Annotated in this window: 6 protein-coding genes; 1 reads left to right on the top strand and 5 read right to left on the bottom strand. The window is 72.3% G+C overall.

Annotated elements, in window-relative coordinates; genetic code table 11:
- The first annotated feature begins 84 nt into the window (after positions 1-84).
- Positions 85-1,035: a hypothetical protein gene (locus NOO62_RS34910; RefSeq protein WP_268774788.1), complete on the top strand. Its 951-nt coding sequence runs from the start codon at positions 85-87 to the stop codon at positions 1,033-1,035.
- A 277-nt stretch (positions 1,036-1,312) separates the two neighbouring features.
- Here NOO62_RS34910 and NOO62_RS34905 read toward each other — a convergent pair whose 3' ends face one another.
- From NOO62_RS34905 to NOO62_RS34885, 5 genes are all read right to left on the bottom strand, one after another.
- A complete protein-coding gene (locus NOO62_RS34905; RefSeq protein ID WP_268774787.1) occupies positions 1,313-1,708 on the bottom strand; it encodes a hypothetical protein in 396 nt (131 codons plus the stop codon).
- Positions 1,709-1,829: 121 nt separating this feature from the next.
- Positions 1,830-4,184: a helix-turn-helix domain-containing protein gene (locus NOO62_RS34900; RefSeq protein ID WP_268774786.1), complete on the bottom strand. Its 2,355-nt coding sequence runs from the start codon at positions 4,182-4,184 to the stop codon at positions 1,830-1,832.
- A 269-nt stretch (positions 4,185-4,453) separates the two neighbouring features.
- Positions 4,454-5,083, bottom strand: a complete 630-nt coding sequence (locus NOO62_RS34895; protein WP_268774785.1) for an ATP-binding protein — start codon at positions 5,081-5,083, stop codon at positions 4,454-4,456.
- Complete coding sequence (locus NOO62_RS34890; RefSeq protein ID WP_268774784.1) at positions 5,080-10,146, bottom strand: type I polyketide synthase; 5,067 nt, start codon at positions 10,144-10,146, stop codon at positions 5,080-5,082. Before NOO62_RS34890 ends, NOO62_RS34895 begins: the two co-directional genes overlap by 4 nt.
- Before the next feature lie 17 nt (positions 10,147-10,163).
- On the bottom strand, positions 10,164-22,502 hold the full coding sequence (locus tag NOO62_RS34885) for a type I polyketide synthase (RefSeq protein WP_268774783.1): 12,339 nt from the start codon (positions 22,500-22,502) through the stop codon (positions 10,164-10,166).
- Between the last annotated feature and the right edge of the window lie 45 nt (positions 22,503-22,547).

Genomic DNA, 22,547 nt, shown 5'->3' with positions numbered 1-22,547 from the left:
CGGCCCCTGGTCGCCTGTGTGGCCTGAAACCGTCGCTGAGCCGCCCTCATCGGGGCGAGGGACTCCCGCCCGCCGAAAGACGCCATGCCGAACTCCCCCCACGCCGAAGGGCCCGACACGCGCTCCGAAGGGCCCGACACGAGCACCGAAGGCCCCGATACGACCTTCGCGACCGTGTTCCGCCGGGCCCTCCAACAGCGTGGGCTGCCCTTGGAACGCATACGCGACCACCTCAGGGCCCAGCAGATCACCGTCAGCCTCGCCACGCTCAGCCACTGGCAGCGCGGACGCAGCCAGCCGGAGCGCGCCCAGTCCCTGCGCGCCGTCGACGCGTTGGAGCCGCTCCTCAACCTGCCCACCGGCACGTTGCGCTCCCTGCTCGGCCCGCACCGGCCGCGCGGCGGCGCGCCTCCGGTCGACCCGACCGTCGCCCGCACGGTCTACGGCGAGAACTCGGACGTGGAACAGGCTCTCGGTGACGCGTTCCCGCAGTTCAACGAGGGTTTGCGGCCGCTGACCATCCAGGAGACGGTGTGCCTGGACGAACACCGGTCCATCCACGAGACGTCCATCACGACCGTGGTGCAAGCCGTCCGCGACGACGTCAAGCACCTGACCGTCGTCCACTTCCTCGACTCCCCGAAGGCGGGCACGGTCGACCTCGCCGTCCCCTACGGGCCACCGCCGCGCACCCGTTTCCTGCCGGAGCTCGGGTGTGTGGCCGCCGACATTCCGCTCGGGCGGCAACTGGCCAGGACCGAGACCGCGGTCGTCGCCTACACGCTCCGGGCCGCGTCGGACGTCTCCCACCAGCACGAGCGCCGCGTCATCACGCCCCTGCGGGCCTACCTGCTGCACGTACGCTTCCACCCCCTTGCGCTGCCCACCGGCTGCTGGAGTTATCAGCGCGAGCAGATCGGCGCCGAGCCGCGTCACCGCCGCCGCACCGCGCTCGACTCCTTCCACACGACCCACCTGCTCCCCACGCACTGCAAGCCGGGCATCTACGGGATCGAGTGGGAGTGGCCCGACTGACGCGGCAGGCAAGCTGCTGCGCTCCGAAAGACCTGGACCCGCTTGATCGAGGAGTCGCAGACGTGGTGGGTGAAGACGACATCTGACGACCACCGCCCCCCCGGCCGCCTCTCCCGGCCACCGCATCGGCGAGAACGGCGGGGGCCGGGGCCATCGTCCTCGCGAGCCATGACCGCTGGTTGCGGCGGCGGTGGGAGATGCGCACGCTCCGGCTGACGGCGTAGGACGACGTGGGACCGGCGTAGGCCCGACGTAGGCCCGACGTAGGGGAAGGTCGTCAAGGTCGCCGCGTACCGCGCGCGGAAACGGGCCGGGGAGTGTCGCGCGCCGTCTTGAGGTGACGGTCCAGGACTGCCGTGAGCCCCGCCATCGCCGCGGCGGCCAGGGCGAAGCTGCCGCAGACGAGGCTCACGGATTCGACCCAGGGGGCGGGCCTGTCGAACTGCGACGCGGAGAGCCGGATCCCCGCGCCGAGCGCACCCGCTCCGGCGGCGAGCAGCCACGTGCCGGGGGTGAGCGCGCTCCAGACGTCACCGGCGGCCGCGGACCGCGCGATGCGCAGGACGACGCGCCCGGCGAGCACCACGCCGGCGAGGGGCGCGACGATGGCCGCCCCCAACAGGAACAGCACGGGCAGAACCCACAGACCGGGGTCTTCGGAGGCAACGATCATGCCTGCATGACTGCCCGGGCAGCGGGAAGGTTGCACGGTCCGCGGTTTCCACCTGCCGGTCCGCTTGTCCTCTCAGCGCTGTTTGCTCTCCGAGCGCCGTCTATCCTCCTGGGGCCGTTTGTCAGCCCAGCACCGCTTGCAGGTCCAGCCGTTTGACGTCGAGTTTCCGGTAGATCCTGGTCAGGTGCTGTTCGACCGTACTGACCGTGACGTACAGCTTGCGGGAGATCTCCCGGTTGGTGAACCCGTCGGCGGCCAGCTCGGCGACGCGGCGTTCGGCTTCGGTCAGTTCGGCGTCCGGCTCGGGGTGGCCGCCGGGCAGGGGCGGTGACGCGGGGGTTGTCGTAGTCGTGGTCGTGGGCGGGGGTGTACTGCCCCCGCTCCTGCCCCAGCGGCGCGCCAGGAGCTGGGCCTTTCTGGCGAGCAGCCGGGCGCGTTCCGGCTCGCCCCCTTCCCGTACCGCCTCACTCTGCTCGGCCACGGCCCGGGCCAGCTCGAAGACATCACCGGCACCCCTGAGCACGGTGACGGCCTCGTCGAGCAGCTCGGTGCGGTCCGGGGCGGGCGAGGTGGCGGCCCGCAGCCGCAGCGTCATGCCCCAGGTGCGCCCGTCGGTCGGCGCGGCCAACTTGGTTTGTTCATCCACGAGTTGGCGGGCCAGGAGGGACTCACCGAGGGCCAGGTACGCTTCGGCGGCGCCGAGCCGCCACGATTCCAGTGCGGGCAGGTCGACGCCCCAGCTGCTCATCCGCGTACCGCAGGCGTAGAAGTCGCACAGGGCGGCGTAGTGGCAGCCGGTGGCCAGGTGGTAGCGGCCGCGTGCCGCCAGATAGTGCAGTCCTGTGCGGGCCTGGAACACTGTCTGCGGCACGGGGCGTTCGAGGAGGGCCGCCGCGCCGTCGACGTCTCCGACGGCGGCCTTCGCCTGTACGGCGGCCGCGAGCGGAAGGCCGATCGCGGCGCCCCACCCCTTGGGGCCGAGCATGTCGAGCGCGGCGTCGGCGCGCTGTTGTGCCGCGGCCGGGTCGCCCTGGCGCAGGTGGATGAGGGCACGCCACGCCGTGAACCATGCCTGCCAGGTGGGGCTGTTGCGTTCGCCTGCCTGGGCGATGAGCCCGTCGCACCAGGCGGCTGCCCGATGCGGCCGGTCGCGGTAGGTGAGCGTGGCGAGGGCGGCGGTCTGGACGGCGACGGTGCGGGGGCCGAGGCGGTAGCGGTTGAGGGTGCGTTCGGCCGCGTCGATCGCGTCGGGTGGGCGGGTCAGGTCGGCCGGATCGGCCCGATCGGCCGGGTGGGTCGGATCGGCCGGGTGGGTCGGGTGGCTCTCGCCGCCGTGCAGCAGGTCGTGCATCAAGGTACCCGCGCCCTGGAGTTCGGGGGTGACGGCGGGCGGGGCCGCGCGTTGCGCGGACAGTACGCCGGAGCCGAGGCGTTCCTTGACGTGTCCGGGGTAGAGGTAGGCGCCCCAGAGCCACGGGGTGTCGAGGTCCGCGGCGTTCATGGGCGGTGCGCCGGCCGGGTTCGGTCCGGTGAGCGCACTGATCGCGTCCAGGCCTTCGTCGACCCGGCCGTGCCAGAGGAGGTGGGTGGGGAGGGAGAGGGGTACAGGGGTGGTGGTCCTGGTGGCTGCGGTGGGCGGGGTGGTTCGGTCGGGGAGGTGGCGCAGGACCTTCGCGGGGTCCAGGCGCCACTCCGCGTCGGCGAGCGCGCCCACGACCGCGGTACGCCGTACGACGTCACGGCACCGCTCATGTGCCGCCCGCAGGTAGTCCACCCCCGTCTCCACCCGATCGCCGTCCAGGGCGAGTTGGGCCGCCTCCTCGAACACGGGCACCGCCCACGGCGTGTCCGACGGGTCGGCGGCGACGAGGTGGGCGGCCACGGTGTCCGCCGGGGCGCCCTCCTCGTGCAGGAGGGCGGCCACGCGCCCGTGCAGCGCGCGACGCTCGTCCGTCGGCATTCCGTCCAGGACCGCCGCTCCGAACGCCGGATGGCACAGGCGCCCTTCGTGCAGCACCTCCGCGAGGGTCAGCTGGTGCACGGCGCGGTCCACGGAGGCCGCGTCCACGTCGAGGAGCCGGCCGACCAGGGCCGGGGCGGCCTGTTCCCCCAACACGGCGACGGCGCGGGCGACTTCGGTCACCGGGGCCTCGTGCCGGTAGAGGAAGCCGAGCACGGCCCGCCCGAACGCCTCGTCGGCGCGGCCCGTCGACCGGAGGTCGTCGGCCAGTGCCCGTACGAGGAGCGGGTGACCCGCGCTCATGCCGTGGACGACGGGCGTGAGGTCCTGGGCCGCCTCCTGGTCGAGGTGCCGGGCGAGCACGGCTTCCACTCCGGCCTTCGACAGCGGCTCAAGGCGGATCCTCCGCAGCGTGGGCTCGTGCGGGAACTCGCTGCCGAGCAGGGCGTTGTCCGCTTTCTGATGGACGTACTCGGTGAACAGCACATGGAGCCGCGCCGAGCGCAGCCTGCGCATCAGGTACAGCAGGCACTGGAGTGAAGCCGCGTCGGCGTGGTGCGCGTCGTCGACGGCGATCAGGACAGACCGCTCGGCACCCAGCCCGCGCAGCGCCTCGCAGAGCCCGCGCAGCGCGGGCGAGACTGGGGAAGGCGGGGTCGGGGCCGGGGGCAGGGACGGGGTCGGGGGCGGGCGGGGTCGGGGGGGGGCGGGGTCGGGGGGGGGGGAGGGGCGGGGCGGGTCGGGGGGGAGCGGGGTCGGGGGGGGGGGGACGGGTCGGGGGCGGGTCAGGGGGGGCCGGGGGCGGGGGGGGGGGCAGTGGGGGGGGGCGGGGGGGCGAGGGCGGGGGGCGGGTCGGGGGCAGGGGGGGGCAGGGGGGAGGTCAGGGGCAGGGGCAGGGGCGAGGTCAGGGATAGGCGCAGGGGCAAGGGCGAGGTCAGGGACAGGGGCAGGGGCAAGGTCGGGGACGGGGACGGGGACGGAGCCAGGGGCAGGGGCAGGGGCGGGGACGGGGACGGGGACGGGGACGGGGACGGAGCCAGGGTCAGGGACGGGGGCGGGGTCAGGGACGGGGGCAGTGGCGCGGGTGCGGTGGCGGCTTCGTCGCACCACGCCAGCGTGCGTTCCGCTGTCGCGGCGGGCAGTTCCGGGCAGCCGCGCACCAGTTGCTCCAGGACTCCCAGGGGCAGATCGCGCTCGGCCCGGCAGGCGGTGGCGGTCAGCACGAGCGCGTCGGGCGCGACCCGCTCCGTCCACGCCCGCAGCAGCGCGGTCTTGCCGGTGCCGACCGCTCCGCCGATCACCACCACGCTGCCGCGCGTATCCGCGTCGCCCTCGTACGCGCCCTGCAAGGCGGCCAGTTCCTCGTCCCGTTCGACCAGGTCGACCGCTCCGTGCTCGGCGGCGCGTCGTGTCACTGTGTGCCCCACTCGCGGTCGATCAGCGCGAACATGTCGTCGGCGCTCGCGGTCGTCAGGTCATCCGTCGAGCCCTGTTCGTCCTCGTCCTCGCCCTTGGCAGCGGGGAGTTGGGGCACCGCGGTGTCCGGCTGTTTCCACAGCAGTGTCTGGAGGCGCCGGATCAGGCCCTTGCGGCGCGGGTCGTCCACCGCGAGTCCGCCGAGGGCCTCCTCCAGGTCGTCCAGATGCCCGGCCACGGGGAGCTCGCCCGCGCCGCCGTCGGGCAGGACCCTGTCCAGGAGGTGTTCGGCCAGGGCGCGGGGCGTCGGGTAGTCGTAGACCAGGGTGGCGGGCAGACGCAGCCCCGTGGCGGCGCGCAGCCGGTTGCGCAGCTCCACCACGACGAGGGAGTCGAAGCCGAGGTCCTTGAAGGCCTTCTCCGGCTCCACCTCCTGCCCCGGCTCGTACCGCAGCACGCCGGCGACCTGCTCGCGGACCACGTCGAGCAGCCTTCCGGTCCGCTCCCGCACGGGCAGCGCGGCCAGCTCGCGTCGCAGCGCGGAGGCGTTCTCGGTGCTCTCGGCGGTATCCGAGGCGGCGTCGAGGATCTTCTGGGCCGCGGGTACCTCGTCGAGCAGGCGGGTCGGACGGGCCAGGGTGAACAGCGGCGCGAACCGCTCCCATTCGATGTCGGCGACCAGACTGTGCCCCCGGCCCGCGTCGAGCACGGAGTGCAGCGCGCCCAGCGCCAACTGGGGTTCCAGGGGCGGCAGGCCCTGGCGCCGCGACAGCCCGGCGGCGCCGCGCGCGAGGTCCCCGTCGTCCGGCAGATCCCAGATGCCCCATCCCACGGAGACGGTTCGGGGCCCCTCGCCCTCGGTGCCGTGCTGCTGTGCCAGCGCGTCGAGACAGGCGTTGGCGGCGGCGTACGCGCCGTGTTCCCTGCTGCCGAGCGTGGCGGCTACGGAGGAGAAGTACAGCACGGTGTCCACCGAGCCGCCGCCGGATCCGACAGCGGCCGTCAGTTCTCCCAGCTCCATGGCCGCGGCCGTGGCCGCGTCGAGCGCGTCGGGCGTGACCTCGGCGAGGGGCGCGAGCTCGCCGGGCAGGGAGGTGTGGATGACGGTTCGTATGTCTACGTCCGTGAGAGCGGCGTCCGTGAGGGCGGCGAGTGCGCGGCCGCGGCTCTGGTCCTGGCTGTTGCTTCCGTGCGGGACGGAGAGTGCGGTGAACCGGGCTCCCAGCGCGTCGACTTCGGCGGCGAGCTCGCCGCTTCGGCCGTTCCGATGACTGTCGCGACCGTCGTCAGGGGCCGTGTCCAGCAGTACGACGTGTTCGGCGCCGGACACGGCGAGCCACCGTACGACCTGTTCCGTCAGTGGGCCGACGCCGCCCGTGACCAGGACGGCACCTTCCGGGCGCCAGGTTGCGGCCGCCTCACCGCCGGCCGGCGCGTCGGGCACCAGGCGTCGGCCGAGGACCCCACCGCGTCGCAGGGCCACCTGGTCCTCGCCGCTGTCGCCGCACAGCACCGCGTACAGCGCGGCGGGGTCGAGCGCGGCCGGGTCGGCGGGCAGGTCCAGGAGCCCGCCCCACAGCTCGGGGTGCTCCAGGGCTGCCACGCGGCCGATGCCCCAGACGGTGGCTTGCTCCGGAGCGACGACCGGATCGGCGTCGCCGCACGACACCGCGCCCCGGGTGGCACACCAGAGCGGCACCTCGACTCCGGCGTCGAGGAGGCCGTGGAGCAGGGTCAGGGCGGTGCCGTCCGTACCGTCGCCGAGCGCCAGCAAGGAGAGCACCCCGCGGAGGGGTGTGCCGTCGCCTGGGTATGTGTCGGCGCCGAGGGGGGTGTCATCGCCGAGGGATGCGTCGTCGTCCGCGTACGTCGACTGCCACGAGCGGATCAGGTCGGCGAGCTCGGCACGGCCGCAGCCCGGCCCGACCTCGACGAGACGTACCGGCGCACCAGCCTCCTCCAGCGTCCGTACGCACGCACGCGACCAGGCCTCAGCCCCGCCTTCGGGGGTCACGACCAGCCAGGCCCCGGTCCCCGGCGCGGGCGTCGGGAGGTCTGCGCGCCGCCAGTCGACGCGGTACCGCCAAGCGTCGACGGTCGACCGGTCACGCCGCTCACGCCGCCACGCGGAGAGGGCCGGGAACACCGTCTCCAGTGCGGTCCGGTGTGTGTCGTCCTTCAGATGCAGGGTGTCGCAGAGGGCCTGGACGTCCTCGCCTTCGACAGCCGCCCAGAACCCGGCCTCTTCGCCGTCCGCCACGGAGGCGGCGGTGGGCACGGCGACGTCCGCCAGCCAGAAGCGCCGCCCTTGGAAGGGGTAGGTGGGCAGGTCGACGGTGCGGGGCGGAGGGTCGGCCGGGAACCAGCCGGACCAGTCCACGGCGACCCCAGCCGTGTGGAGACGTGCCATGGCCTGCGCGAAGGCGACGTCGTCCGGCAGGCCCGCGTGCAGGGAGGCGGTGACGACGGGCTCGAACCCTCCTTGCGGGTCGGCGACGGCGTCGAGGGTGTGCTGGGCGGCGGTGGCCAGGACGGGGGCGGGGCCCAGCTCCACGAACACGCCTGCCCGGGCGGCGACTTGGGCGATGGCGGGCTGGAAGAGGACCGCCTGCCGCACATGCTTGGCCCAGTACTCCGGAGCGGTGATCTCAGCCCCCGCCTCCGTACCGGAGACGTTGCTCAGCAACGGAATCTTCGGCGCCGCGAACTCCACCCCACGTATCGCCTCGGTGAACTCCGCCAGCATCGGCTCCATCAAGGCGGAGTGGAACGCATGGCTGACCGAGAGCGCTTTGGTCTTACGCCCCCTCTCCCGCCAGAGCGCAGCAACCCTCTCCACCTCGCCCTTAGAGCCCGAAATAACAGTGGAGTCAAGAGTGTTGACCGCCGCGACACTCACACCGGAACCCTCAAGGTCCGCCGCCAGCTCCTCCCGCGTGGCCTGCACCGCACACATCGCACCGCCCTCGGGCAACGCACCCATCAACCGCGCCCGCGCACCCACCACCCGGCACGCATCCGCCAAACTGAAGACCCCCGCAACATGCGCCGCCGCGATCTCACCGACCGAGTGCCCGACCACCACATCCGGCCGCACCCCCACCGACACCCACAACCTCGCCAAACCCACCTGCAGCGCGAACAACCCCGCCTGCGCCCACACCGTGTGATCCAACCGCTCCCGCGGCCCCCCGAACACCACCTCCCGAACCGAACCACCCAACTCCACATCCAGCAGCCCGCACACCTCGTCAAAGGCCTCCGCGAACATAGGGAACCGCTCATACAACCCGGCCCCCATCCCCACCACCTGACTGCCCTGACCACTGAACAACCAGACCGTGTCCCTGCCCCCACCGACCGGCGCCGGAGGCGGTCCCACCAGTGCCGGGTACGGCTCCTCCGCCGCCAGCGCCGCAAGTCCCGCCACCAGCTCGGAGCAGTCCGCGCCCACCACCACGGCCCGCCGCTCGTGCAGCGCACGCGCCTTCAGGAGGGTCCAGCCGACGTCGACGGCGGTATCCGACCGGTCGTCTTCGTGGGCTCGCTCGGCGAGTGCGCGGGCCTGCGCCCGTAGCGCTTCCCGGCTGCGTGCCGAGACCACCCACGGCACCACGAGGTCCTGTCGGGGCGGCTCGGAACCTTCGGCGGCGGACGGTGCGGGAGCTTGTTCCACGATCAGGTGGGCGTTGGTGCCGCTGATGCCGAAGGAGGAGACACCCGCCCGGCGGGGGCGGTCGGTACGGGGCCACGGGACGGGGGCGGTGAGGAGCTGCACTCCCCCGCCCTCCCAGTCCACGTGGGCCGTGGGGCGGTCGATGTGGAGGGAGGCGGGCAGCTCTCCGTGGCGCATCGACATGACCATTTTGATGACGCCCGCGACGCCCGCGGCGGCCTGCGTGTGGCCGATGTTCGACTTCACCGAGCCGAGCCACAGCGGCCGGTCCGCCGGCCGGTCCTTCCCGTACGTCGCGAGGAGCGCGTTGCCCTCGATGGGGTCGCCGAGCGTGGTGCCGGTGCCGTGCGCCTCCACGGCGTCGACGGCGTCGGCGGTGACGCGGGCGTTGCTGAGGGCCTGGCGGATCACCCGTTCCTGGGCGACGTCGTTGGGGGCGGTGAGGCCGTTGCTGGCGCCGTCCTGGTTGACGGCGGATCCGCGTACGACGCCGAGTACCTGGTGTCCGTTGCGGCGGGCGTCGGAGAGGCGTTCCAGGAGGATCAGGCCGACGCCCTCGGAGAACCCCGTGCCGTCGGCGGCTTCCGCGAACGGCTTGCAGCGGCCGTCCGGGGCCAGGCCCCGCTGGCGTGAGAACTCCACGAAGGCCGTGGGCGTGGACAGGACGGTGACGCCGCCCGCGAGGGCCATGCCGCAGTCTCCTTGGCGCAGCGCCTGGCAGGCCAGGTGGATCGCCACCAGCGATGCCGAGCACGCCGTGTCGAGCGTCACCGCCGGGCCCTCGAGGCCGAAGGTGTACGCGATGCGGCCGGAGATGACGCTGGCCAGGGTGCCTGTGGTCGCGTATCCCTCGACCTCCGGCGGTACCTGCTCCCCCGACATGTGGTCCTGGCTGGAGACCCCCGCGTACACGCCGGTGAGCGTGTCCCTGAGTGTGCCGGGGTCGATGCCCGCCCGTTCGAACAGCTCCCACGCCACTTCGAGGAGTACGCGCTGCTGCGGGTCGGCGGCGAGCGCCTCACGCGGGTTGACTCCGAAGAAGTCGGCGTCGAAGCGGGCGGCGTCCCGGAGGAACCCGGCTTCGCGTACGTAGGTGGTGCCGGGGTGGTCCGGGTCCGGGTGGTAGAGGCCGCCCAGGTCCCAGCCGCGGTCGGTGGGGAACTCCTCGATGGCGTCGCCCTGCGAGGACACCAGGTCCCAGAGCTGTTCCGGCGAGGCCACGCCGCCCGGGTACCGGCAGGCCATCGCGACGATGGCGATCGGTTCCCGCTGCCGCTCCTCTGCGTCGCGCAGGCGCTGCCGGGTCTGCCCGAGATCCGCCGTCACGCGCTTCAGGTAGTGGCGAAGCTTGTCCTCCGTACCCGGCATGTCTTTCCCACCCGGCATGTCTTCTCCACTCCTGGTCAAGAGGGCAGTTCTCGGTCGATCAGCTCGAAGAGCTCGTCGTCCGACGCGGATTCGAGGTCGTGGTCGTCGCTTTCGGCAGCGTCCCCGCCGGTGTCGCCCGCCGCGCTCGCGGTGTCGTCCAGGCGCCACAGCAGGCTCTGCAGGCGCGTCACGAGGCGGCCGCGCGTGTCCTCGTCGTGCGCGTGCCCGACGATCACGGTCTCCAGCTTGTCCAGCTCGCCGAAGAGCGGCGCCGACGGGTCGGCGCCCGCCGGGCACAGCTGTGTGCGCAGCTCTTCGGCGATGGCCGACGGGGTGGGGTGCCGGAAGATGAACGTGGCGGGCAGGCGCAGGCCGGTGGCGGCGGACAGCCGGTTGCGCAGTTCGACCGCGGTGAGGGAGTCGAAGCCGAGGTCCTGGAAGGGGGCGTCGGCGCGGACGGCGTCGGTCCCGGCGTGTCCGAGGACGGCCGCGGCGTGTGTCCGCACCAGGTCGAGCAGGGTGCGGTGCTGTTCTTCCGTGGTGAGCGCGGACAGTTTGCCCGCCCAGTCGATGTTCTGCCGGGCCGCGGTGGTGGCGGTCGGCCGCGCGGATCCCCGGCCGCCCGCGAAGGCGCGGAGGAGCGGGGGGAGGGCGGCGGCGGGTTTGCCGGCGAGTGCGCGGGGGTTGAGGTCGGCGGCCACCAGGTGGGGGCGGCCGTGGCGGTGGGCGGCGTCGAGGAGGGCGAGGCCGTGGGCGGTGGTCATTGCCTTGACGCCGATGCGGGCCATGCGGGCGACGTCGACGTCGCTGAGGGCGCCGGTCATTCCGGCGACCATTTCGCTGGGCATCCCGCCGGTCATACCGTCGGTCTCGCCGGTCTCTCCGATCCTTGCGGCCGTCTCACCGATCCTTGCGGCCGTCTCACCGGCCCTTCCGGCCGTCTCACCCGTCCTTCCGGCGGTCTCGCCGCGCGTCTCGTTGCCGCTCTTGTCGTGCGAGGCCTCCCAGAGGCCCCATCCGACCGAGAGTCCTGCCTGGCCATGGGCCCTGCGGTGCTGCATCAGCGCGTCGCAGTACGCGTTCGCCGCCGCGTAGTTGGCCTGTCCCGGACTGCCGAGTGTCGCCGCCGCGGAGGAGAACACGACGAACAGACCAAGGCGCAGGTCACGGGTCGCCTCGTGCAGATTCACCGCCGCGGTGGCCTTGGCCGCCCACACACGCCCCAGCCCGTCCCTCGTCTGCGCGGTCACCACCGCGTCCTCCAGCACACCCGCGGCGTGAACGACGCCTGTCAGCGGATGTGAGGGGTCCGTCTTGCCGACGAGCTCCGCCACCGACACCGGATCACCCACGTCAGCCGCAGCGAGGGTCACTTCAGCACCCAACTCAGTAAGTTGAGCGACCAGTTCGTGAGCCCCCGGCGCATCGGGACCCCGTCGGCTCGCCAGCAGCAGATGCCGTACGCCCCACTCCCGCACCAGGTGCTCCGCCACGACCTGCCCCAACGCGCCGGTGCCACCGGTGATCAGCACCGTGCCCTCGGGGTCGAGAGCAGGCGGGATCTCCAGCACCAGCTTGCCCGTGTGCTTCGCCTGACTCATGAACCGGAACGCCTCACGTGCCCTGTCCAAGGGCCAGGAACGTATGGGCAGAGGGGCCAGGGCCCCTGACGTGAACCTCTCGCCGAGGTCTCGCATCATGGCTTCGATGAGGCCCGGCCCGGCGTCGGTGACGAGGTCGTAGACGGTGTACGTGACGCCCGGGTACTCGCCGCCCACCTCCTCCGGCACCCGCAGGTCGGTCTTGCCCATCTCCAGGAAGCGGCCGCCGCCCTCCCCCAGCAACCGCAGGGAGGCGTCGATGAACTCGCCGGTGAGGCTGTTGAGTACGACGTCCATGCCTCGGCCGTCGGTGGCCTGCCGGAACGTGTCCTCGAAGGCGAGGTCCCGGGAGGACGCGCGGTGGGCGGCGTCGATCCCCATCTCCTCCAGGACGGCGTGTTTCGCCGGACTGGCGGTGGCGAACACCTCAGCACCGAGGTGCCGGGCGATCTGCACCGCCGCCATCCCCACGCCACCCGTGGCGGCATGGATCAGCACGCGCTCGCCCGCCTTCAGACCGGCCAGCTCGACCAGGCCGTACCAAGCCGTCAGATACGCGACCGGCATCCCGGCTGCCTGCCGCATGTCCCAGCCCCTCGGGACCGGCGCGACCATCCGCGTGTCCGCGACAGCCGTCGGACCGAAGGAACCGTGGAGTACGCCCATCACGCGATCGCCCACCGACAGATGCGTCACGTCGGGGCCGACCTCCGTCACGACACCGGCGCCCTCGCCGCCCAGGCCGATCTGTCCCGGCACCATGCCGAGGCTGACCAGGACGTCGCGGAAGTTGATGCCCGCGGCGTGGACGCCGAGGCGCACCTGACCCGGGCCCAGCGGCTCCAGCACCTCGGGGTACGCGACCGGCGCCACGCTTTCCAGCGTCTCGGCGCTCCCCTTGTCCAGGCGCCAGGCGCGGTCATGGGGCAGGGCGATACTGTCGCCCCCGCTTGAGCGAACGAGTCGCGGGATCAGGAGTGTTCCCTCACGGAGGGCGAGTTGGGGCTCGTCGAGGTCTTCGACGGCTTGGCGCAGCAGAGACTGCGGCAGCACCACGCCGGGGTCGTCCGCACGCAAGTCGTCATCGATGTCGAGCAGGACGAAACGGCCCGGGTTCTCCGACTGCGCACTGCGCACAAGCCCCCACACCGCAGCCGCGGACGCGTCCACATCGCCGTCACCACTCGTGTCGACAGCAGAGCGGGTGACGACGAGGAGCCGAGACTCTTCCAACTCGGGCACGGCCAGGAACTCCTGCACCAACGACAACACACCCTCGGCAACCCTCAACCCATCACCACCACCGGAGGCATCAACAGGCGCCAGTACCGCCCACGGCGCCACGTCACCCACCACCGACACCACACCGGCCAGGCCGCCGCCCTCGCCCGAGAGCGCAACCCAACCACCACTGTCGGGCATCTCTGCCCGCGGAGCCGGAAGCGGCGTCCAGTCGACCGTGAACAGGCCGTCGTCCTGCGTCTGCGCGGACTGCAACTGCTTGAGATCGGCGGGCCGCATCTTCACCGATCCCACGCTCAGGACGTTCGCCCCGGTGGTGTCGGTGACCATGACCTGTACGTCCCGCTCGGCCTCATCGTGCTCGCCGTGCTCGCCGGGCGACAGCCGCACACGTACAGTGCCGGCCCCCGCGGCCCACAGGGACACCTGGTTCCAGGTGAAGGGCAGCCAGACCTTGCCGTCGCCCTGCGGCTGCCCGTCCGACCAGTCGAGCAGCAGGGCCGGGTGGAGGGTGGCATCGAGGAGGGCGGGGTGGATGCCGTAGCCGTCGTGCGTACCGGCGGCCTCCGGAAGGGCGACCTCGGCCAGCAGATCCTGGCCGTCCCGCCACACGGCCTGGAGGCCCCGGAACGCCGGGCCGTAGGCATAGCCCGCGTCGGCCACGCGCTCGTAGAAGCCTGCCAGGTCCACCGGCACGGCGCCCACTCCGGGCCACATTCCGGCTGCCGATCCCTCGACGGTTACGGACTCGGGTTCGGGGGCGAGTAGGCCGGTGGCGTGGCAGACCCACGAGTCGTCACCGTCCAGCACCGTGGAGGCGTCGACGTCCGGGCGACTGTAGACGTGTATGCCGCGCCGCCCATCCTCACCCGCCTCGTCCACAACAACCTGCACACGCAGCCCGGCCGTCTCCGGCACCACCACAGGCGCCTGCAACATCAACTCATCCAGCGTCGCACAACCGACCTCGTCACCGGCCCGCAACGCCCACTCCACCAACGCCGCACCCGGCACCAGCACAGCCCCGCCGACCTCGTGATCAGCAAGCCACGAGACCCCGGAACGCGACAGCCGACCCGTCAACAGGCAACCACCCCGGTCGGCGAACTCCACCGCCGCACCGAGCAACGGATGCCCCGCCGCCACCAAACCCAGCCCCGCCGCATCCCCACTCCCCGAACGCCCCGCCAACCAGAACCGCTCCCGCTGGAACGCATACGTGGGCAACTCGACCGTGCGAGGCGCCGGGTCAGCAGGGAAGAAGGCCGCCCAGTCCACGGCGACCCCAGCCGTGTGGAGACGGGCCATCGCTGCCATGAACGCCTGCTCGTCGGGGCGTTCACCGGCGAGTGAGGAGACGAGTACCGGCTCCGGCGCTTGCGGGTCGACGAGGTCGTCCAGGGTGTGCTGGGCGGCGGTGACGAGTACGGGGGCGGGGCCCAGCTCCACGAACACGCCCGCGCGAGACGCCACCTCGGCGATCGCGGGCTGGAAGAGGACCGCTTGCCGCACATGCTTGGCCCAGTACTCCGGAGCGGTGATCTCAGCCCCCGCCTCCGTACCGGAGACGTTGCTCAGCAACGGAATCTTCGGCGCCGCGAACTCCACCCCACGTATCGCCTCGGTGAACTCCGCCAGCATCGGCTCCATCAACACCGAGTGGAACGCATGACTGACCGAGAGAGCTTTGGTCTTACGCCCCCTCTCCCGCCACAGCGCAGCAACCCTCTCCACCTCACCCACAGGGCCCGAAATAACGGTGGAATCAGGGGTATTGACCGCCGCGACACTCACACCGGAACCCTCAAGGTCCGCCGCCAGCTCCTCCCGCGTGGCCTGCACCGCGCACATCGCACCGCCCTCGGGCAACGCACCCATCAACCGCGCCCGCGCACCCACCACCCGGCACGCATCCGCCAAACTGAAGACCCCCGCAACATACGCCGCCGCGATCTCCCCGACCGAGTGCCCGACCACCACATCCGGCCGCACACCCACCGACACCCACAACCTGGCCAAACCCACCTGGAGCGCGAACAACCCTGCCTGCGCCCACACCGTGTGATCCAACCGCTCCCGCGGCCCCCCGAACACCACCTCCCGAACCGAACCACCCAACTCCACATCCAACAGCCCGCACACCTCGTCAAAGGCCGCCGCGAACACAGGGAACCGCTCATACAACCCAGCCCCCATCCCCACCACCTGACTGCCCTGACCACTGAACAACCAGACCGTGTTCCCGCTCGGGGCCAGCGTGCCCTCTGGGGTCCGCGTCAAGGTCGGATGTGCCTCACCGGCGGACAACGCATCGAGTCCCGCAAGGAGTTCGGGGCGCTCGGACCCGATCACCACAGCGCGCTGCTCGAACGATGAGCGCGACCGCAGCAGCGACCAGCCCACGTCACGTACCGCCGCAGCCGCGTCATCCGTCACTGCCTCGCGCAGGCGGCGTGCCTGGTCGCGCAACGCCCGCGGGCTCCGCGCCGACACCAACCACGGCACGAGCGCACCGCCATCAACTCCCCCAGCCCCCGGCGACGGCACCACATCCGCAGGCCCAGGCTCAGGCTCAGGAACGTACTCAACAATCACATGTGCATTGGTCCCCGACGCACCGAACGACGACACACCCGCACGACGCACCCCACGATCAGCATCCGGCCACGGCACCGCCTCCCCCGCCAACCGCACCGCACCCGAACCCCAATCCACATGCGGCGTCGGCTCATCCACATGCAAACTCGCCGGCACCACACCATGCCGCATCGCCATCACCATCTTGATGACACCCGCAACACCCGCAGCCGCCTGCGTATGACCAATATTCGACTTCACCGACCCCAACCACACCGGCCGATCCACCGAACGCCCCTGCCCATACGTCGCCAGCAACGCCTGCGCCTCGATCGGATCACCCAGCGTCGTCCCCGTCCCGTGCCCCTCCACCACATCCACATCAGCAGCCACCAACCGGCCACTCGCCAACGCCTGCCGAATCACCCGCTCCTGCGACGGACCATTCGGCGCCGTCAGACCATTACTCGCACCGTCCTGATTCACCGCAGAACCCCGCACCACCGACAGAACCCGATGCCCATTCCGGCGCGCGTCCGACAACCGCTCCAGAAGCAGCACGCCGACACCCTCGCCCCAGCCCGTGCCGTCCGCCGCGGCCGCGAACGGCTTGCAGCGGCCGTCGGGGGCCAGGCCGCGCTGACGCGAGAAACCGGTGAAGACCTCGGGGGTCGCCATGACGGTGACGCCGCCCGCGAGGGCGAGACTGCACTCGCCCTGGCGCAGCGCCTGGGCCGCCAGGTGGATGGAGACCAGCGACGACGAGCACGCCGTGTCGACCGTCACCGCAGGGCCCTCCAAGCCCAGGGTGTAGGAGACCCGGCCGGAGACCACGCTGCCGGAACCGGCGAGCATGGAGTAGCCCTCCAGCTGGGCGTCCTGGGCCAGGCCGGCCGCGTAGTCGTGGTACATGACACCGACGTACGTGCCGGTCAGGCTGCCCTTGAGCGTCGTCGGGTCGATGCCCGCACGCTCGAACACCTCCCACGACGCCTCCAGCAACAGACGCTGCTGCGGATCCATCGCCAACGCCTCCCGCGGATTGATCCCGAAGAACGCCGCATCGAAATCACCCGCGTCGGGGAGGAAGGCGCCTTCGTCGGCGTAGCTGGTGCCGGGGTGGTCCGGGTCGGGGTGGAAGAGGCGTTCCAGGTCCCAGCCGCGGCCGGTCGGGAACTCGCCGACCGTGTCCACGCCCGCCGCGACCAGGTCCCAGAGTCCTTCGGGCGATGCCACGCCGCCCGGGTACTTGCAGGCCATGGCGACGATCACCACCGGGTCGTCCGTCGTGGCGGCGGGCAGCGCGACCGGCGCGGCGGGGGCCGCGGTCACTCCGCCCAGGCGGGTGCAGAGGTAGGCCGCGAGAGCCTGGGGGGTGGGATGGTCGAAGGCGAGTGTGGCGGGCAGGCGAAGGCCGCTGGCCGCCGAGAGGCGGTTGCGCAGCTGGACGGCAGTGAGCGAGTCGAAGCCCAGGTCCTTGAAGTTGGCCTCGGTCCGTACGTCTGAGAGCGACCTGTGGCCCAGCACCGCCGCCACGCACTCACGTACGACATCGGTGACGGCGGCCCGGCGCTCCGTGTCGTCCAGGCCCGCGAGCCGTCGCTCCAGCGCGCCCTTGTCCACGGCGGAGTCGGCCGCGGCCTTCCGGCGGGCCCGGCCCGTGAGGTTGCGCAGGATCGCCGGTACGTCATCGGTGGACAGTTCGCGTACGTCGATGCCCGCCGCGACCAGCAGCGAGGTGCGCGTCGCGGCTGCGCGTGCCGCGTCGAGGAGGGCGAGGCCCTGCTCGTCCAGCAGCGGCTTCACACCACTGGCGCGCAGCCGCGCGAGGTCGGCGTCGTCCAGGTGGCGGGTCATGGCGCTGCCGCGCGCCCACAGGCCCCACGCGATCGACAGGCCCGGCAGGCCTGCCGCGCGGCGGCGAGCTACCAGGGCGTCGACGAAGGCGTTGGCGGCGGCGTAGCCGACCTGGCCCGCGTTGCCGAGTACACCGGCCGCGGAGGAGAACATGAGGAAGAGACCGAGCGGCAGGTCCGCGGTGGCCGCGTCCAGGTTGGCGGCGACGGAGGCCTTGGCCGCCCATACCCTCGCCAGCTGCTCGGTGGTCTGTGCCGTGACCACGGCGTCGTCCAGGACACCGGCGGCGTGGATCACACCGGTCAGCGGGTGCGCGGGGTCGACCGACGCGACCAGGTCGGCGGTGGCTCGCGCGTCCGTCAGGTCGGCCGCGACGATGTGGACGGCGGCGCCGAGAGCGGTGAGCCGGTCGGCGAGTTCGCGGGCGCCGGGGGCGTCGGGGCCTTGTCGGCCGACGAGCAGGAGGTGCCGTACCGACCATGCGCTGACCAGGTGCTCTGCGACGAGGCCGCCCATCATTCCGGTGCCACCGGCGATGAGGACGGTGCCGTGGGGGGTGAGGGGTGGGGTCTTCGGTGCGTCGGATGCGGAATCATCGCCGGTGGCGGTGGCGGTTGCGGTTGCGGTTGCGGTAGCAGTAGCTCGGGCCAGGCGGGGGGCCAGTGCGACTTCCCCCCGCACGGCCAGCTGGGGCTCGCCGGTCGCGAGGGCTGCGGCGACGACGGCTGCATCCGCGCCCATCGTGTCCGCCGTCTCGGACGTCTCGGACGTCTCGGACGTGGCCAACGTGTCCAACAGGACGAAGCGGTCCGGGTGTTCGGCCTGCGCGGCGCGTATCAGGCCCCATAGCGCGGCCGCGGGAACGTCGATGGCCCCGGGGTCGGGGTTGCGGTCGTCCTCAGCGTCGGCCGTCGGAATCGACGCCGGTACGGACACAGGCACCGCGCCATGGGTGACCAGTACGAGCCGGGTCTCGGCGAGACGCGGCTCGGCGAGCCACTCCCGGAGCAGGCTCAGGACGTGCTCGGCGGCGGCCCGCCCTTGCGCGTCGACCGTCCCGGAGGCGGAGGCGGAGACGGCGGCCTCGACCAGGACGGTCGCGGGAGCCTGCGTCCCCTCTTCCGAGGAGGCCGAGGAGGCCGAGGAGGCCAGGGAGGCCAGCAACGCCGGTAGATCGGCGTATTGAGGGGTGTCCGGATGCGCCCAAGCAGGCGCCTCCTGACCGAGCACCACCCACCCGTCGCCGCTCTCCCCCGCAACTGCCGCCGAAGGCGCCGAGGGCACCAGTGGCAGCACGTTCCACTCCACAGTGAACAGGTTGGGGATGACGCCACCCACCCGGCCCGCCGAGCGCAGCACCTCGGGGTCGGCCGGGCGCAGCGCCAGGGAGTCCACGCTGAGCACGGGCTCACCCGTGGCATCGGCGACGGTCACGCGCAGCGAGCCACCGCCTTCACCCTCGTCCCCGTCTCCGTCCCCGCCTCCGTACGGGGTCAGCCGCACCCGTACGGTGGCGGCGCCCGTCGCCCACAGGGACACCCCGTTCCACGCGAACGGGAGATCGGGGGTCCGGTTCGCGTCGGAGGAGGTGTCCCCGGCGAGGAGCAGCGCCGGGTGCAGCGCGGCGTCCAGCAGGACGGGGTGGATGCCGAAGCCGTCCGTCGAGCCCGCCTGTTCCGGCAGCTGTACCTCGGCGAGCAGGTCATCCCCCTGCCGCCATACGGCACGCAGGCCTTGGAACGACGGCCCGTACTCGTACCCTGCCGACGCGGCCCGCTCGTAGAGATCACCGATCTGTACCGGTTCGGCGTCCGTCGGCGGCCACTGTCCGCTCAGCCCATCGTGTACGTCACCGGGGTCGGGGCTCAGCACACCGGTCGCGTGGCACAGCCAGTCCCCGTCCCGGCCCGACCCACCATCGAACGCGCCCGCGCCCGCGCCCGCGCCCGCGCCTGCGGATTCGGATTCGGATTCGGATTCGGTGCGCGAGAAGACCCGTACCTCCCGTCGGCCGCCCTGCTCGTCGGCCGCGCCCACGACGACTTGGACCTGAAGGCCTCCGGTACCCGGCAGCACCAGGGGTGCCTGGAGCGTCAGCTCCTCCAGGGTGGGGCAGCCCGCCTCGTCGGCGGCCTGGAGAGCCCACTCGACCAGTGCGGCGCCGGGGACGAGCGTCGTGCCCGCCACGGCGTGGTCGGCGAGCCAGTCGGCACCACCGGTCGCCGAGAGCCGTCCCGTCAGTACGAGCGCACCGTCGGCGAGCCCGAGCGCGGCGGGCAACAACGCGTGTTCCAGCCGCCGCAGCCCCGCGGAACGCACATCCCCGACGCCGTCGACCGGCAGCCAGTAGCGTCGGCGTTGGAAGGCGTACGTGGGCAGGTCCACGGTACGAGGTGTCGGCCCGGCCGGGAACCAGCGCCGCCAGTCGACCTCCGCACCCGCCACGAACGCCTGCGCGGCAGCACGGGTCAACTGAGCGACATCACCGTGATCACGCCGCAAAGTCGGAACCACCGTGGCGGACACATCCGCCCGCTCGATCGTCTCCTCCATACCAAGACCCAGCACCGGATGGGCGCTGGCCTCGATGAACAACCGGTAGCCATCGGCAAGCAGCGCCTCCACCGTGTCGGCGAAACGGACCTGCTGACGGAGGTTGGTCACCCAGTAGTCCGTGTCCAACGCCGCGGCGTCCGCGAGGCGTTCGGCCGTGACCGTCGAGTAGAACGCCACGTCCGTCGACACGGGCCGGATGTCGGCGAGGCGTTCGGTGAGGAGGTCGTGGAGTGCGTCGATCTGGGGGTTGTGGGAGGCGTAGCCGACGTCGATGACACGGGCGCGCAGCCCGGCGGCCTCCGCCTCGGCGACAACGGCCGCCACGTGCTCGGGCGGCCCCGAGATGACGGTCGAGGAGGGCCCGTTGACGGCGGCGATGCTCACGTCCGGCAGGTCGCCGATCAGCTCCGCGGCCTGCTCGGCACTGGTCCCCAGGGACGCCATGTCGCCGTGCCCCTGCAACTGCCGCAGCGCGTCACTACGTACCGCCACGATCCGCGCCGCATCCTCCAGCGACAGCGCGCCCGCAACGCACGCGGCGGCCATCTCGCCCTGCGAGTGCCCGATCACAGCGGCCGGGACGATCCCCTGATCAGCCCACACCGCAGCGAGCGACACCATCACCGCCCACAACACAGGCTGCACGACCTCGACTCGGCAGAGTTCGGACCCGTCCCCGCGCAGCACCTCACTCAGCGACCAGTCCACGTACGCGGAAAGCGCCTGCTCGCACTCGGCGATACGTGCCGCGAACACGGAAGACTCATCCAGCAGTTGGGCCCCCATCCCCACCCACTGCGACCCCTGCCCCGGAAACACCAACACCGGTCCAGGACCCACATCACCGGACGCCACCCCCGACACCACATCGGCGGACACCTCGCCCGCGGCCAGCGCCGCGACCCCGGCCACCAGCTCATCCCGGTCCCGGCCCACCACCACAGCCCGGTGCTCGAACACCGACCGCGCTATGGCCAGCGACCGGCCAACCTCTCCGGGCGGCGCCGCCTCCACATCCCCGGCCACGAACTCACCCAGCCGCCGCGCCTGTTCGCGCAACGCCTCTTCGGACCGTCCGGAAACGACCCACGGCACCACCGCACCCGGCGCCGTTTCCGGCGGCCGCACCGCCTCCGAGTCCTCGGCTGCCTCGGCCGACTCCGCGGGCGCCTCCTCCAGGATGACGTGCGCGTTCGTGCCCGAGATGCCGAAGGAGGAGACGCCGGCGCGGCGTGGGCGGTCGCCGCGCGACCACGGCACGGGCTCGGTGAGGAGGCGTACTCCGCCGCCGTCCCACTGGACGTGCGGGGTCGGCTCGTCGACGTTCAGGGTGGCGGGCAGCAGCTCGCGTCGCAGCGCCATCACCATCTTGATGACACCCGCCACGCCCGCCGCGGCCTGCGTGTGACCGATGTTGGACTTGACCGAGCCGAGCCACAGCGGACGGTCGTCCTCGCGCTCCTTGCCGTACGTGGCGATGAGCGCCTCGGCCTCGATGGGGTCGCCGAGTTTGGTGCCCGTGCCGTGTGCCTCGACGACGTCGATCTCCGACGTGGACAGGTTGGCGCCGGCGAGTGCCTGGCGGATGACGCGGCGCTGCGAGGGGCCGTTGGGTGCGGTGAAGCCGTTGCTGGCGCCGTCCTGGTTGATGGCGGAGCCGCGGATGACCGCGAGGACGTTGTGGCCGTTGCGGCGGGCGTCGGAGAGGCGTTCCAGGAGGATCAGGCCCGCGCCCTCGCCCCATCCGGTGCCGTCGGCCGCTGCCGCGAACGGCTTGCAGCGGCCGTTGGGGGCCAGACCGCGCTGGCGCGAGAAGCCGGTGAACACCTCCGGGGTGGACATGACGGTGACGCCGCCCGCCAGGGCCAGATCGCACTCGCCCTGGCGCAGCGCGTTGGCCGCCAGGTGCATCGCCACCAGCGAGGAGGAGCAGGCTGTCTCGACGGTCACCGCCGGGCCCTCCAGGCCGAGCGTGAAGGAGACACGGCCCGAGAGGACGCTGGGTGCGGTGCCCGCGTAGCCCTCCGTCGCCCTGCCCCCCGCGTCGCCCTGGGTCTGGTTGCCGGTGGTGGCGGCGCCGACGTAGACGCCGGTGGGGCTGCCCTTGAGCGAGGCGGGGTCGATGCCCGCCCGTTCGAGTGCCTCCCAGGACGTCTCCAGGAGCAGTCGCAGTTGCGGGCTGCTGGCCAGCGCCTCGCGCGGGCTGAACCCGAAGAAGTCGGAGTCGAAACGGTCGGCGGCGGTGAGGAAGCCGCCTTCGCGGACGTAACAGGTTCCGGGGTGGTCGGGGTCCGGGTGGTAGATGCCCTCCAGGTCCCAGCCGCGGTCGGTGGGGAAGGGTTCGATGGCGTCGTCACCGGCGGCGACCAGGTCCCACAGGCCTTCGGGGGTCTCGATGCCGCCGGGGAAACGGCAGGCCATGCCGACGACGGCCACCGGCTCCTGCCTGCGGTCCTCCACCTCACGCAGACGTTGCCGGGTGTCGTGCAGTTCGGCGGCGACCCGCTTGAGGTAGTCGACCAGTTCCTCTTCACTCGCCATGAGAGTTCACCCAGCCTTCAGCGTGGTTGTCGCGCCGTGCACGGT

Source organism: Streptomyces sp. Je 1-369 (assembly GCF_026810505.1).
GTDB lineage: Bacteria > Actinomycetota > Actinomycetes > Streptomycetales > Streptomycetaceae > Streptomyces.
The sequence above is the reverse complement of the archived record's forward strand: the minus strand, read 5'-3'. Positions and strand labels throughout refer to the sequence as shown.